This window comes from Ruminococcus sp. YRD2003 (genome assembly GCA_900109435.1).
GTDB lineage: Bacteria > Bacillota > Clostridia > Oscillospirales > Ruminococcaceae > Ruminococcus > Ruminococcus flavefaciens_G.
Genome location: FNZT01000004.1, coordinates 73,867 through 88,675, shown reverse-complemented (window position 1 = coordinate 88,675; position 14,809 = coordinate 73,867). Strand labels below are relative to the sequence as shown.

Annotated in this window: 14 protein-coding genes; 4 read left to right on the top strand and 10 right to left on the bottom strand. The window is 50.6% G+C overall.

Features of this window, described 5'->3' with window-relative positions:
- Positions 1 to 127: 127 nt before the first annotated feature.
- From BMX22_RS03305 to BMX22_RS03295, 3 genes are read right to left on the bottom strand one after another with little or no spacing between them, the layout of a single operon-like run.
- Complete coding sequence (locus BMX22_RS03305; protein ID WP_074740637.1) at positions 128 to 610, bottom strand: hypothetical protein; 483 nt, start codon at positions 608 to 610, stop codon at positions 128 to 130.
- A gap of 12 nt (positions 611 to 622) precedes the next feature.
- Positions 623 to 832 (bottom strand): hypothetical protein, encoded by a 210-nt coding sequence (locus tag BMX22_RS03300; protein WP_074740635.1) that lies wholly within the window; start codon positions 830 to 832, stop codon positions 623 to 625.
- Between the two features lie 4 nt (positions 833 to 836).
- Positions 837 to 1,352 carry a hypothetical protein gene (locus tag BMX22_RS03295; protein ID WP_074740633.1) on the bottom strand — a complete coding sequence of 172 codons (516 nt, stop codon included), beginning with the start codon at positions 1,350 to 1,352 and terminating at the stop codon, positions 837 to 839.
- A 225-nt stretch (positions 1,353 to 1,577) separates the two neighbouring features.
- On the opposite strand from BMX22_RS03295, the gene BMX22_RS03290 reads away from it, so the two are divergent.
- The gene (locus BMX22_RS03290; RefSeq protein ID WP_074740631.1) at positions 1,578 to 2,588 is read left to right on the top strand and encodes a hypothetical protein; all 1,011 of its coding nucleotides are present in this window, start codon (positions 1,578 to 1,580) and stop codon (positions 2,586 to 2,588) included.
- 129 nt (positions 2,589 to 2,717) lie between these two features.
- Positions 2,718 to 3,854 carry a tyrosine-type recombinase/integrase gene (locus BMX22_RS03285; protein ID WP_074740630.1) on the top strand — a complete coding sequence of 379 codons (1,137 nt, stop codon included), beginning with the start codon at positions 2,718 to 2,720 and terminating at the stop codon, positions 3,852 to 3,854.
- 128 nt (positions 3,855 to 3,982) lie between these two features.
- Here the strand turns inward: BMX22_RS03285 and rpsI are convergent, their stop codons facing one another.
- The 6 genes from rpsI to BMX22_RS03255 all read right to left on the bottom strand — a co-directional run bounded on the left by rpsI (position 3,983) and on the right by BMX22_RS03255 (position 8,790).
- On the bottom strand, positions 3,983 to 4,384 hold the full coding sequence (rpsI, locus tag BMX22_RS03280; protein ID WP_031562900.1) for a 30S ribosomal protein S9: 402 nt from the start codon (positions 4,382 to 4,384) through the stop codon (positions 3,983 to 3,985).
- 17 nt (positions 4,385 to 4,401) lie between these two features.
- Positions 4,402 to 4,830 carry a 50S ribosomal protein L13 gene (gene rplM, locus BMX22_RS03275; RefSeq protein WP_074740628.1) on the bottom strand — a complete coding sequence of 143 codons (429 nt, stop codon included), beginning with the start codon at positions 4,828 to 4,830 and terminating at the stop codon, positions 4,402 to 4,404.
- A gap of 367 nt (positions 4,831 to 5,197) precedes the next feature.
- Positions 5,198 to 5,722, bottom strand: coding sequence for a hypothetical protein (locus tag BMX22_RS03270; protein ID WP_081349045.1), 525 nt, complete (start codon positions 5,720 to 5,722; stop codon positions 5,198 to 5,200).
- Positions 5,723 to 5,898: 176 nt separating this feature from the next.
- Positions 5,899 to 7,839, bottom strand: coding sequence for a threonine--tRNA ligase (thrS, locus tag BMX22_RS03265; protein ID WP_074740626.1), 1,941 nt, complete (start codon positions 7,837 to 7,839; stop codon positions 5,899 to 5,901).
- A 20-nt stretch (positions 7,840 to 7,859) separates the two neighbouring features.
- Positions 7,860 to 8,408: a transposase gene (locus tag BMX22_RS03260; RefSeq protein ID WP_074740624.1), complete on the bottom strand. Its 549-nt coding sequence runs from the start codon at positions 8,406 to 8,408 to the stop codon at positions 7,860 to 7,862.
- 1 nt (position 8,409) lies between these two features.
- A complete protein-coding gene (locus BMX22_RS03255) occupies positions 8,410 to 8,790 on the bottom strand; it encodes a hypothetical protein (protein WP_074740622.1) in 381 nt (126 codons plus the stop codon).
- A gap of 487 nt (positions 8,791 to 9,277) precedes the next feature.
- Here BMX22_RS03255 and BMX22_RS03250 point away from each other — a divergent pair, with 487 nt between their 5' ends.
- Entirely contained in the window at positions 9,278 to 11,143 is a 1,866-nt protein-coding gene (locus BMX22_RS03250; protein ID WP_074740620.1) for an O-antigen ligase family protein, read from the top strand.
- A complete protein-coding gene (locus BMX22_RS03245) occupies positions 11,136 to 12,788 on the top strand; it encodes a transglycosylase domain-containing protein (protein WP_074740618.1) in 1,653 nt (550 codons plus the stop codon). Before BMX22_RS03250 ends, BMX22_RS03245 begins: the two co-directional genes overlap by 8 nt.
- A 318-nt stretch (positions 12,789 to 13,106) precedes the next feature.
- On the opposite strand, the gene BMX22_RS03240 is transcribed toward BMX22_RS03245, so the two are convergent.
- Positions 13,107 to 14,807, bottom strand: coding sequence for a S41 family peptidase (locus BMX22_RS03240; RefSeq protein WP_074740616.1), 1,701 nt, complete (start codon positions 14,805 to 14,807; stop codon positions 13,107 to 13,109).
- Positions 14,808 to 14,809: the final 2 nt, after the last annotated feature.

The following is a 14,809-nucleotide window of genomic DNA, read 5'->3' as shown; positions in this document are numbered from 1 at the left end:
CATGAGAAAAGCACCTACCGAAACGATAGGTGCTTGTTATATACAATAATCAAACATTTTTATTTTCTCACTTTTTTCATTTTGATTCACTGATTACTGTGACAGGTCAATCCTGCATTTACTTGCTTTACCACTTCCACATTTTCTCAATATACTCTTTGCAGTCTTCAAAGCTCTTTTTACCTTGAGCAACATCCAAGAGAATGTAGAAAACATCCTCGTAGTATTTAACCGCCCCCTGTATTTCCCATATAGTTTCAGCAGGTCTTTCCTCAACCATAGAGTACGGAAGTCTAAGGCTATAGGCTATATCATTATAGTCATCCACATAAAATCTTCCGAAAGCCTTAACATATGTATTGATGATATTAATCGTATAGAGCGTTTCATCGTAATACTCATCGGTAAGCACCCGAGGACTTATAAATGTTAGGATATCACAATACTTCTCTGCAAAATCGAATGTCATCTGCAATTCATGGGTTCTGCTGTCCATTTTAAAGGTAAGATGTATTTTATGCCTACCCACATTGGTTTCTTTGTAGATGTAACCCAAATCAGTGCGCAAGAGTTCTTTTATCCTCTTCTTTGCCTCAATTCTATTATCCATATGCCGTCCTCCTTAGTGGATTTCGTTCAACAAAAGAATTTTTGCAGCGAACGAATTCCTTACAATTCCTGTATAAAGAGTTTTCAGATGATTAATAGCATCCTCAAGCTGTGATGTCGTGAAATTGTATGTTACACCACTTCCGGCGTTTGCTACCGATATAGGTTTTACCTTGAGCTTTTCTACATCAGCTCTTGTGAGTGCATTAAATGGATGTTTCATATGCTCACACCTCCCACTTAAGAAGAGCCGACTTTACCTCTTCAATTACCTTTTTGTCCTGTTCACGATTAAGCATAAGGATCTCTACAAGTATCTTTACCATCTCTGGTCCCGTTAAGTCTTCCTCTTTGGCTTTTTTCTCACCAACCTCCATAACTTCCTTTTGTAATTCGCACAGATAAATAAACCATATCAATTCAATTTCGTACTTAGTCTGCAAGGTTGTCAGATTCAATGCAGACATTATGTTTTCTTCAACTTCAGTCAATGCATCTTCAAGTTCTTCATCTACCGTAACCTGTAAAGCTGTAGGAAATGCCACGTCACTAGGAATTTTATTTTTAAACTTCTTTAATTCCTTCGCATCATTTTTCAGTTCCTCAAGTGTACGATTCTGTGCTTTTGGGATAGCACGGTTAAACTTCCCGTTCCTTGAAGTATCAGAATTAAAATCAATTTCATCAATTCTGTCTTCAAGATATCCTATACAACTGCTTCCTTTACATGATCTCTTTACCATAAAGAAATCCTCCTTATACGATTAGTCAAAGGAATATCTGTATCACCTTTGCTAACTATATTATAAGTTAGTTTTCGTAATTTGTCAATACCCTTTTATAACTTTTTTGAAAATTTACTCAGAAAACGCATCTGCAACGGATGGATTCCGCAGAATGCAGACATACAACAAGTGTGGTATGTCATACCACTTTTTTTATTTTCATATATGGCATACTAAGTACAGTTGGCAACAACAATAATTATTATCATAAGGTATACCGACGCTCATATCACCTTGACCAAGAACGGCGAGAAGAAAGGAATACGCGTCGACACTCTCGCGAGCCAGTTCGGAGGGAAGTACACTAAGGACAACCTCGAGAAACTCATGGGATATTATGTCCCTCAGCCCGAAAAGAAACCCGTCAAGACTCCAAGAAGACAGTTTCACTCAGCAGGCAGGAGCAATTATGAGCGGTACGAGCAGCACATATTTAAAGAAAACGGCTATCTGCCGTCAGTATCGGGGAAGATAGTCCGAGATAACAGGACGGAGCAGCTCATACGCAAGACGGAGAGGTCGCTGTTATACTCTCGAAGCCTGTTTGAATTTGTGATGAAAGCTCTGACGATACTTGTACTCATTCCGCAGCGGAGAAAAAAATACACCTATCCCGTGAGGTACAGGAAGGTGGAGCAGCTGAAGAAATCTCCGCCCAAGACGTATATCCCGTTCGGGAACATCAGCTATGACGAGCTGAAGACCACTGCAGGAGAAATCTATACTTGTAAGGTCGGGATAGAGAGGCTGCTGTATTTGGTGAATCAGCCGATACTGTATTCCGCGAAGATACACAAGGCTGATGATAGCGTGACTATCACAATAAAAGAAAAGGACAGGGACTTCCTGTTGGAGCTGATAGAAATGCAGGGGAAGGCAGACGAGCTCGACGCACAGAACGCGAAGCTTAGGAATCAGCGGATATACAAGGAATTGAAGGAATCAGCCGAGGAAAAGAGCGAGAAGCTGCAATATCTCGTTATCTCCGAGGAACAAAAAGGGATTCTGGAGGCAAACTATATCAAGTTCGCCTACTTTGAGAAGGGGGACAAGTTCAATATAGCCTTTCTTCCCGAGAAAGCCGAGCTTATAAAGAGGCTCATTTATGCTTCAAAGGAAAAAGAAGAGAGAATGGATTCCCGTGTAGATGAGCTGCTCAAAAAGAGCTCGGCGAGCCCGCAGAAACTCTCTTGATTCTTTTCTCCAAGGGAAGATATGGCATACTACCTTTATGTATCTTGTATTGACTTTAAAGCGTAGAAGTGATATAATGACAACATACAGGAGTATGCCATAATCTACGATATCAAAGGAGAATATCATATGGCTACTATTACAAAGAGAGGCGATACTTTCAGAATAAAGGTATCCCTCGGATATGATACAGAACACAAGCAGATTGTTAAATCGACTACCTTCAAGCCTCCACAGGGCGTTACGCCCAAGAAAGCTGAGAAGCTCGCACAGCAGTTTGCCTATGACTTTGAGAACAAGTGCAAGGACTACACGGAATTGAATGAGAATATGCGTTTCTCGGAGCTTGCCGACTGGTTTTTTGAGAACTACGCTCCCATTGAGCTGAAGCCGAGTACCGCCTACACCTATAAAGGGCAGTATAACAACCATATCAAGCCTGTTCTCGGTAATATGAAGCTCAAAGAAATCACTACTCCCAAGCTGACGAGGATCATGAAGTCCTATGACCTGAATCCTCAGACCGTAAAGAAGGTATATGTGGTGATACAGAGCATCTTCCGCAGGGGTGTTGAGCAGGGCTTTATCCGTGAATCGCCTTGTCACAACGTCATTCTCCCGAAGAAAAGGGACGAAAAGAAGAAAATGTCCCTTAATGAGAGCGAGATCAAGCGTTTTATGGAGCTTTTAGATACAAAGCCGTGGGACGAGGACTTTAAGCGTATCATCAAGGTGCTTCTCTATACAGGAATGCGTTCGGGCGAGTGTCTGGGGCTGATGTGGGAGGATATTGACTTCGAGGAAATGACTATAACGATCAATCACAACCTCACCGACATCGGCGGTAAACATAAGCTCGGCTCACCGAAAACGGAGAGCAGTCACAGGGTAATCGGTATGAGCGAAGTCCTTGCTTCTATTTTAAGGGAGCAGAAAGCCTATATCGACAAGATGTCGGCAGTACTCGGAAAGAAGTTTGCTCATCCTGAAATGGTTTTCACATCAGCCCTGGGCAACTACCGTGACAGACAGTCTGTCTATCATTCTCTGAAACGCTTTACAAAGGGAACGGAGTTTGAAGACCTCACCCTGCATAAGCTCCGCCATTGTAATGCTACGCTTTTATTGAACAGCGGAGTTGACCTTAAAGTCGTTTCTGAGCATCTCGGTCATCGGGACATCAATATCACAGCTGACATTTATGCTGATGTACTGAAATCCACTAAGTCAAAGGTGGCTGACCTTATAACACTGAAACTCTCATGAAAGTAAAAAATCCGTCCCGATAAACGAGACGGATTTGAAAATCTTTTCGATAAAGACCAGGCAAGTACCAAAGCACATTTGCAAGGTCTGAAAAGTGCCGAAAATACGGCGATTTGAGATAAGTCTGATTATCTCTTTGAGAACTGCGGAGCACGACGAGCGGCTTTGAGGCCGTACTTCTTTCTCTCCTTCATTCTGGGGTCACGAGTGAGGAATCCGGCCTTCTTGAGGACAGGGCGGAGCTCAGCATCGAACTCGAGGAGGGCGCGAGAAACGCCGTGTCTGATAGCACCGGCCTGACCGGTAACACCGCCGCCTGCAACAGTGCAAACGATGTCGAACTTATCGAGGTTATCGGTAAGAGCGAGGGGCTGACGAACGATGAGTTTGAGGGTCTCAAGGCCGAAGTAATCGTCGATGCCTCTGCCGTTGATGGTAACGTTACCTGAACCGGGGATTATTCTAACTCTTGCAACGGAGTGCTTTCTTCTGCCTGTTCCGTAGTAGTATTTTACTTTTGATTCGTACATTTCAAAGCTCCTCCTTATTATAATTCGTAAGCAACGGGCTTCTGAGCAGCCTGCTTGTGCTCTGCACCCTTGTAGGTTCTGAGTCTCTTGAGCTGAGCTCTGCCGAGAGTGTTGTTGGGGAGCATACCGTTTACAGCGATAGTCATAGCTCTGTCAGCCTGCTCAGCCATCATATCCTTGTAGGAGATGGACTTGAGGCCGCCGATCCAGCCTGTATGCCAGTAGAACTTCTTCTGCTCGAGCTTTCTGCCTGTGAGGACAGCCTTCTCGCAGTTGATGATGATAACGTGGTCGCCGCAGTCTACGTTAGGAGTGTAGGTGGGCTTGTGCTTGCCTCTGAGGATATGTGCAGCCTTGGCAGCGACACGACCGAGGGGCTGGCCCTCAGCGTCGAGGATATACCAAGTACGGCTTACTTCAGCGGGTTTAGCCAGTGTAGTTGACATAATTATTTCCTCCGTAAGAATTATTTTGGTCGGGGGATTCAAGCGATTTCCCGACAGTGCAAGACTAATTATACCTGATAGAGAAGGAGTTGTCAAGAGTTTTGCGAGATTTTTTTCAATCTATAATGAAGTTTCTCTTTGATTCTCTTTGTTTTCCTCTTAATCTCTCGCATTCTCGTGTTTCATTTCGGAATTTCGGCGACGAAATTGCGGCATACCGGAGGCAAAAAAACTGTCAAAAACAGACAAAAAGCCCTGCTGCGATAATACGGATACCCATATATAAGTTTTGCCCCGAAGCACTTCAACTGCTTCGGGGCATTGCATTTTATACGGCTGCTATAATCAGAGTTTACATTATCATATCTTATTTTGTAACTTGTCCCTTTCGGTATCTGCCGAAAAGAATACCGTCATCAACATATTTATCAGACTGAGAGACCCACATCGGAAATTTTCCTGTTGCTACAGCAGTCTGTCCGTTAAGCATTCCCGTATGAAACGAAATATGGCGGAATTGTCTTAGCACCAGTTCCATTCTCGTATGTTCACAGTTTTCGGGACATTCATATAGCATTTCATCTGTGAGAGAATCAAGATATGCGTATGTTTTTTTCTCTACACTGTCAAGATAATCAAGAAGCTGCTCATCAGACAAGACAACAGAAGCAGGCTTGTCGGGATTATCAAGTCCTTCTTCATGAAAAGGCGGTTCATCATATACACAAGGATTTATAAACCATTTATCAGCTGAATGAAGTGCATGATATGCCCATCTCCAACACGGAGCACCGCAGCATATCGCATCTCTGTCATAGGTCTGGATAGACGTTCTGATATTAAGGAAATTCGGTTTTACCATATCTTTTATTATCATACATAATTCGTTCACTATAAAAACCTCCTTAAAATTCCGTTTCCTGTCTGTGAACATTATAGCACAGCATAAATGTAGTGTCAATAAAAGCGCCATAGTACCCCTGACTGTATATCAGAAATACTATGGCTTAATACTTCTATATGGGTATCCGTATTACCGCAGCAGGGCTTTGAGCTTATTATGTTATATCAAAGCGTATCTATGACATCGAGCGAGTGTTCCTCATTCATAGTGCGGCACATCTCGATGAACTTATCGAGCGGCACGTTCTTGAGCTGTTTATTACCGCGGATATTGATAGATACCTGCTCGTTTGCAGCCTCGCTGTCTCCGATGATGACAACATACGGGTCTTTGAAGTCCTTGAACTTCTTGATCTTGTTCTTCATATTGTCGTCGGTGTAATCGGCTTCGACTCTGATGCGGTTCTTTTTGAGGAGGTCAGCGACCTTCTTTGCGTATTCGTTATGCTCGGTGCGGATAGGCACGATACCCACCTGCATAGGCGAGAGCCAGAACGGGAAAGCGCCCTTGAAGTTCTCGGTGATGATACCGATGAAACGCTCGAACGAGCCGAAAATAGCGCGGTGTATCATAACGGGCTGTTTCTCGGAGCCGTCGGAAGCGATGTACTTCATTTTGAAGTTGAGGGGAAGCTGGAAGTCGAGCTGGATAGTGCCCATCTGCCACTCACGGCCGATAGCGTCCTTCATCTTGAGGTCTATCTTAGGGCCGTAGAATGCGCCGTCGCCCTCATTGAGCTCATAGCCGTCGGGACCGTACTTATCCTCGAGGATAGCCTTGAGGTCAGCCTCAGCCTTGTTCCAGACGTTGATGTCGCCCATATAGTCGTCGGGGCGTGTAGAGAGCTCCGCCTTGTATTCGAGACCGAAGGTGTTGTACATCTCGGTCGCGATATCCATGATATCGTTTATCTCGGAAGCTATCTGCTCCTCGGAAACGAGGATATGAGCGTCGTCCTGTCTGAACTGCTGAACGCGGAAGAGACCGTTGAGCTCGCCCGACTTCTCCTTACGGTGGATAACATCGACCTGATTGAACTTGAGCGGGAGCTCCTTATACGAGCGCTGTCTGTTCATATACACCTTGATAGCATTGGGGCAGTTCATCGGCTTAGCGCAGTAAACTTCGTTATCCTCCTCAGCGGGTATAACGAACATACCGTCCTGATAGTGGTCCCAGTGGCCCGATGTCACCCACAGCTCCTTCTTGGAGAGTACGGGACCTGAAATCTCGGTGTAGTCGTGGTCCTCGTGAACGCCTCTCCAGTATTCGAGCAGAGCGTTGAACAGCTTCCAGCCTCTCGGGAGCCAGTAGGGCATACCTGGAGCTGTATGGTCGAACATAAAGAGCCCGAGCTCCTTGCCGAGCTTCTTGTGGTCACGGAGCTTAGCCTCCTCGATCATTTTGAGATACTCGTCAAGCTGAGAAGCCTTGGGGAAAGCGATAGCGTAAACGCGGCTGAGCATCTTGTTCTTCTCGTTGCCGCGCCAGTAAGCGCCCGTACATGAGATGAGCTTGAAAGCCTTGACAGCGGAAGTGTCCATAAGGTGAGGCCCCGCACAGAGGTCGGTGAACTCGCCCTGCTTGTAGAACGAGATAGGCTCACCCTTGCCGACGTGCTCCTCACAGAGCTCGACCTTGTAAGGCTCGTCCATTTCTTTGAGCTTAGCGACAGCATCGGCGGGCGAGAGCTCGAACTGCTCGAGTGCGAGCCCCTCCTTGACGATCTTCTTCATCTCGGCCTCTATCTTTTCGAGCTCTTCGGGAGTGAAGGGCTTTTCGAGGTCGAAGTCGTAGTAGAAGCCGTTGTCGATAGCAGGGCCTATAGCGAGCTTAGCCGCAGGGTAGAGGCGCTTTACAGCCTGAGCGAGAATGTGCGAAGCGGTGTGCCAGAAGGTCTTTTTTCCGTCGAGAACGTCGAAAGTACATACCTCGAACTGACAGTCGCTGTCGATAACGGTGCGGAGGTCCTTGACCTCGCCGTTTATCTTGACGCAGCAGGCAGCCTTATACAGACCCATGCCGATGCCCTTGATTATCTCGGACGCGGGCTGTGCCGATTCAATTTCGCGGACGCTTCCGTCCTTCAATGTTAATTTTATCATGGTTATCTCTCCTTATAATGTTATTCTTTGCTGAATAATTCGTCGTTTTCCCATGTCATCGGGTTCGTTTCGATGTATTCCCAAAACGCGCGGTATTCCTGCTCGTTTCGGATAATGCGGTCGTAAAACGATCTTTGCCATACGGAAAAACCAATGTTACGGGTCACATTTTCCTTGAAATTTTTGATTACTTGCGATAATGTAGGGGCGCATTCCGTGCGCCCGCCAATCACATCGCCTGCATTGATTATGATTATTGCATGAATGTGATTTGGCATAATTACATACCTATCAAAATGAATCATCGGATAATATGCCGCAACCGTTTTGAATGATTTTTTTACTGCAATTCCAAATTCGGATAATCGAATTTTGCTTTCACATCGCGGGCGCACGGAATGCGCCCCTACGCTTGGATTGTCGGTATCCGCCTTCAACGCCGTATATTTGTCATTATTCTGCCAAAATATACACATTTTATCCTTCGTACATATTGTCACGAAATACGCGCCGTTTCGGGAATAATCGTAATTCCCGAGGCGGATATCCTTTCGCACGGGTCTGTCCATATCACTCGACCCACCCCGTCAATTCAAACAACTCGCCGAACAGCTCGACGTGGGCGGGCGCCTTCATAAAGCCGTCGTCGGTGGAGACATCGAAGCAGAGGACGATATCCTCGTCATCGAAATCTACGTACACATTGGCGAGCGCGAGAATTTTCGCGAGGGCATCGGGGTCGCCGCCCTCGTAGAAGCCGTCATCAATGAGGAGCTCTGCGATCTGTCGGCGGCTGCCGTCGAGTTTAGCGAGCTTCGCGGCGACGTCTTTAAGGTTTTTGATTATATCGGCTTCCTCGCCGACGTAGAAGCGAACATTCGCAGTCTCGTCCCACAGCTTGTATGGGAGCTCGAAAGCCTCTTCCTGCTCGTTGTACTTGATATTGCTCAAATCTTCACCTCCCGCGCGCAAGGTGACAAAAAAGCCCCTCACGCCTGAAATAGGCACAAGGGACGATAAAATACCGTGGTTCCACCCTGATTCACACGGAGGTATGCTCCGTATCTCATTGGCTCTGTAACGGGAGCACCCGTCGCTTATTGGGCGAGCTCGGAGGCGGTGAGCGTTATCCGTGCAGCTGCTGCCTCGCACCGAACGGCAGCTCTCTGGAAAGCGGCGGAATGGATAAAGCCTTCCTCGTCAAAGCTTTGCTGTATAGGATATATGATACCACAAGCTTGCGTGTTTGTCAAGGGGGTACGAGGCAGCAAGGCGCATGGCGCGCATAAAAAGTTGCAAACGTCGGGGAAATGTGGTAGAATAGTAATCAGTTTGGGCAGCACCGCACGAAGCCCGCGCCGAGAAAGCGCGGTCAGCACCTGTGCAAAGCCGCAGGCTGACTTTGTGCAGCGCTGCCTTGATACGGAGGTAAGCCGAAATGTCAGTAAAGAGCAAGAAAGAGCGCAGCACAGTGTCCGAGCTGCCGCGCTATCGCAGGATATTCACGGTGACGGTCATCAGCGCGCTGCTGTTCGCGGTGTATGCGGTCAGGCTGCACATCGACAAGCTCACGGGGCGCTCGTCGGAGCTGTTCGCGAACACGAACGGACTGTACGCAGACTGGTTCCTGTACTGCAAGGAGGTAGTATATCTTGTCATCGCGTGCGGAGTATGCCTGTACGCAGTCGGAGAGCGCATATTCCCCGACGCGCCGTGCAGGGAGAACCGCCTGTTCACGCGCAGGGGGCTGCTTCCCGCAGTCTGTGCGGGAGCGTACCTGCTGTTCGCGTGCATATCGGCGCTGTTATCGGAGCACAAGGAAGTGGTACTGTTCGGGCTATGCACCGAATACGAGGGGCTTCTCGCCATATTCTCCTACAGCGTGATATTCCTTTTCGGCATCAATTACATAAGCGGCGCGCGGATGACGGGATTTTTCCGCAAAGCGTTCCTCACGCTCACGGCGGTATCGGCGCTGCTCGCCATATTCGAGTACACTGTAACGCCGCTTATGGAGCTGCCGTTCATGAAGTACCTGATAGCGCCCGCGAAGTACCGTACAGCGGCGGAGTCGCTCACTATCGGCAACGACTTCCGCGAATCGGTGCTGACCTTCTACAACTCCAACTACACGGGCGAGTTCTTCGTACTCGTTTTCCCGATAGCGGTATACGCCGTATTTGCGGCTAAAAAAGCGGCTTCACGCATAGCTGCGGGAGCGCTTGCGGCAGCGGTATTCGCAGCAGGCATAATGACCAACGCAACCGCCGCCTTCTACGTTATCGCCGCGGAGCTCGTATGCCTGCTCGCGTACTTCATCATCAAGCACCTGATACCGCTGAGAGCCGTATTTGCGGCAGCGGCGGCGTTTGCGGTGCTGACGATAGCACTCGACCTTGCCACGGGTCACGACTTCACCTCCAACATCATCAAGAGCGTCACCAACGCGGGCACATACGAATCCGAACCGTCGGTATACACGCTGAAAAGCGCGGAGATAGAGGGCAGGGAGCTCCGCATCGCCGCAGAGGGCTCGGGCTACACGATAACGCCCCCGTACGAGAGCGGAGAGACCCTTTCCGCGGTTTCGGACAAGGGCTTGAAGTACACGGCTGACAGCTCCGACCGCACCCACCTGCTGATACACGACGACGCGCAGGACGCCGACATCAACATCGTGCTTGTCGAGGGCATAATGTACGTCGACCTCGGCTACGACAGCTCTCTTGACTTTGCCGTCACGACCGACGGCTTGAAGCTCATCGCGCAGAACCGCACGCTCCTCGGCGACATCCCCGCCGCGCCCATGGCGAACAGCTCCCTCACGCGCTTCTACGGCATAGCTACGGGACGAGGCTATATATGGGCGAATTCGCTGCCGATACTGAAGGAGTGCATACTTTTCGGCAAGGGCATGGGCAGCTTCCCGTTCGAGTTCGTGCAGAACGACATAGTCGGTCTCAGCAACACGAACGGAACATACCACCTCATAGTCGACAAGCCCCACTGCCGCTACCTCCAGATAGCGCTGACCTGCGGCATACCCGCGCTCATCGCGCTTCTCGTGCTGTTCGGAGCCTTCCTCCTCGGCAGTGCGAAGAGCGCTCTTAAATGGGACAAGGAAGCCCTTCTCGCCGACAGGAACAAGCTGTTCTTCGTATGTCTGTGCGCAGGGATAGTCGGCTTCCTCACCGAGGGCACAGTCAACGACGGCAATATCGCAGTCGAGCCGACATTCTGGCTCTTCCTCGGAGCAGCATACGGAATGCTCATAGACTTCGGAAAGGAGAAGGCAAATGCATAAGCTCACAGCATTTATCGCGGCAGCGATGTGTCTGCCGCTGGCGGCGTGCTCGGACAAGGGGAGCGCACCGCATACATACTCAGCCCCCGCGGTAAAGGCGGCAGACGGCAGCGAATACACACTGCCCGTATCTCAGCTTTACGAGGTCAGCTACAGTGACCTCGACCCGTCAAAGCCCGAAGCCGTCTGCAAAGCGGCGGGAGTAAAGTTCACCCCCGAAAACGCAGACAGCATATACTTCGGCGAGAACGTTTTCGGCGTAGGGCTTGCCTCCGTAGTCTATTTCGGCAAGTACGCCTCATCGCTGACGGATGCGGAATGGCAGACAATGGCTGAGATAGCCGCCTCCCCCGCCGACTATGTGCCTGCACTCACGGGCGGCAGAGCAGCCTCGTCGGTCAGCCCGCAGGCTCAGTACGCGAACCGAATCCCCGACAACGCCTACTTCGACGCCATGACGGAACAGATAGTCACCGATATCGCCGAGCAGCAGGGCTGTGAGCGCGGCAGGGCATTCGAGCTCCTCTACTCCGACGGCGTGACGGTCGAAACGCCTTTTTCGCCCTCCATGCAGGCGGCAGTCGACGAGGTCTACGCCGACCCGAGCAGCTTTTCCGACGTGCCGAACATATTCCCGCAGTCAGCCTGCGCGGTGACGAATATGAGCGGCGACGTCATCGCCATTGCGGCAGGCAACCGCGGCAACACCGCCTACAACCGCGCATACCGCACACTGCACAGAACGGGCTCGTCGATAAAGCCGCTGTCCGTGTACTCTCCTGCGCTTGCGGAGGGCATGATAAGCTTTTCTTCGACGGTACACGACGAGCCGACGATAAACGCGAACACCCCGAATGCATGGCCCCGCAACTACGACCGCATCTACGACGGCGACATCACAGTGACCTACGCGCTCAGGCAGTCGAAGAACACCGTGCCCGTGCGGCTCGCCACAGAGCTCGGAGGCGACAGATGTCTCGCATTCATGCGGGAAAACCTCGGCTTCACTACCCTCACCGACCGCGACGCCGACATCTCCTCCATCTCACTCGGCTACCTTGAGAGAGGGGTGCCGATGACGGAGCTTGCGGCTGCATACAGTGTTTTCGGCAGGGGAGGCATATACTCCGCGCCGCGCTTTTACACCCGCGTGACCGATAAGGACGGCAACATCCTCGCCGAGCGTGAGAGCACCGAGATACAGGCTCTCACCTCAGCCGACGCATGGATAATGAATCGTCTGCTGTATTACAATATCTGCAAGGACGACGGTATCGCGCAGGCAGCCCGCCTCGATGACGGCAGCGAGGTCATCGGCAAGACAGGCACGGTCGACAACGACTACGGCAGCGATACGGACAGACTGTTTGTCGGAGCAACACCCGAATACAGCGCAGCGGTGTGGATAGGCTACGACGACGGCAACTCCGTCATAGACCGCACCGAGTACAAGCTCCCCGCGAGCATATGGAAAGCCATTATGGAGCGCGCGGACAGGCAGGTCAAGACTTTCACGCCCGACAGCAGCGTCATCACTGCGGAATACTGCACCGAGAGCGGCGGTCTCGCGCGAAAGGGGTGCCCGAAAACGGAAACAGGCTACTACCGCGAGGGCGAGCTCCCCGCCGAGTGCCCTCGCCACTGATCAAAGGGAGCAGCTTTAGGACTGTACCTATACGGAAGCATTACGGGATGTTTATCGGGGGAAACCTTTCTGAAGAAAGGTTCTCCCCCGAGCCCCCTTCCAAAGACTTTTAGTCCAAATTTTGCCCCTATGGGGTACTCTCATTGAAAAGAAAGACTTACTCTTTTCGTATCAGTAGAGTACCCCATAGGGGCAAAATTTAAATTGAAAGTTTTAGGAAGGGAGTTTGAGGGAGAACCCTTTTTCAAAAGGGTTTCCCTCAATAAATACTCCGTATTGCTTCTGTATGAATACAGTCCTAAAGCTGCTCCCTTTGTGTTAATGTTCAAGCATTTCCAGAGCGGTGTTCAGGAGATAGTCCTCGCCGCTGTCAAACAGTGCGCTTATCGCCTCTGAGCCGAACTCCACTATCTGCACGCCGTCGCCGTTGGAGCTCTGCCTGTCGGTACCCGAATCTATCATTATACTGCCGTCATTATCGAGAACGATGCAGTTCGAGAAGCTGATACTTCCGTTCCGCGCCGACTTCATTCCCACAGCCTGCGACGAACCGTTAGGGCCCGTGAAGCCGATGACCGTCATATTATCGAGACTCTCGGCCTCTTTTGTCATCATATCCGCGGCGCTGACGCTTTGGGAATTGACAATGACGATGACTCTGCCGTCGCCGAGGAGCTGCTCACCCTGATAGGTGATATCGTCCCCGCGGACATAGCTGCCGTCCTCGTTTCTTGCCCAGCAGGAGTTCTCCCTGTCCCACACGGCGTTGGTGAGGCTGTAGTGCTCGCCCTTGGGCGCGAACAGCGAAAGCACACCGTTGACCATATGCGGCGAGCCGCCGCCATTGCTTCGCAGGTCGATGATGACGTCCTTCACGCCCTCGGACTGATACCGTAGTATAGTCTCGCGGAGCTCGTACTTCATCTCGTCGTAGGCGTCGTCGTCCGCGGAGTCATAGGACTTCGAGTCGAAGCTCATGCCCTTGATGCGGAGGCAAGCGACAGTATCGCTCACCTTTTTCCACTGGAGATTACCGATATTCACGCCATTATTCAATTTTTTGAGCGTGTCGGCAAAGCGCTCGGCGTAGTCGCCTATTCTTGAGAGGCGGGCTGTCTGCTCCGAGCCGTCGTCGGCGATATAAGTTACCTCGACGCTGTCTCCGCCGATACCCGCCGCAAATATCGCGCTCCAGAAGACCTCATTGTCGATGTCGGGGAAACTTGCTATCTCGAAGTTTCCCTCCTCGATCTCCTCGTTGTAGGAGAAGATATTGCAGTCATACAGCGGCGAGGACTTGCTCACCTCGTCGGGAGCCTTGCCGTCCCACGCTGTTATCACGGTGCCGTTGTGTATGCCGTAAGCCGCGAGGCTGTCGTCCACATTCACCGCCGCGAAGCTCCCGTCCGTGCAGTGCATGACCGCGAGCCCGTAGTCGTTGCCGAGAGCCTCTTTCAGGGCCTTGTTCACATCTCCGACAGCATCCTTGCTGTAGACATAATTGACGTGACCGTCGTGGAACTCTCCGCAGAATCTTCCCCACACTATCGCGTTCGCGCCGACGTCCTGACGCTTGTCTATGTCGGCGAAGATTGGCTGATACTCGTCATAGAGGGCGTCCCAGTCGATGCCCTTGTGTTCGGTGAGAACGTAGTGTTCGCGCATACAGCCGTAGAGCTTCTCGAAGTCGCCCTTGAAGTCGCGGGCGCGATAGCGGGGATTCAGCAGGCAGACGGGGAAGCTCAGCGCCATGCAAACCGCCCCCGCGAGCGCGAGTACGCGCTTTGCCTGCTTTTTCTGCATAAAGAAGCCGAAGAACGCCACCACCGCGCCGATATACAGCGGTATCATCGAGAGCTCGGGCCCGAGCTTGTCTATCGGCAGAGCGAGCAGCGGCGCAAGCAGCCACAGTCTGCGCCATTTCGGGCTCTTTATCTTTTCCGAGCGTCCTGCCGCCCACCACAGTACGCCGCAGGAGACGATACACGCGCAGATTCTTATTATGTCCCAAAGCTTCATAT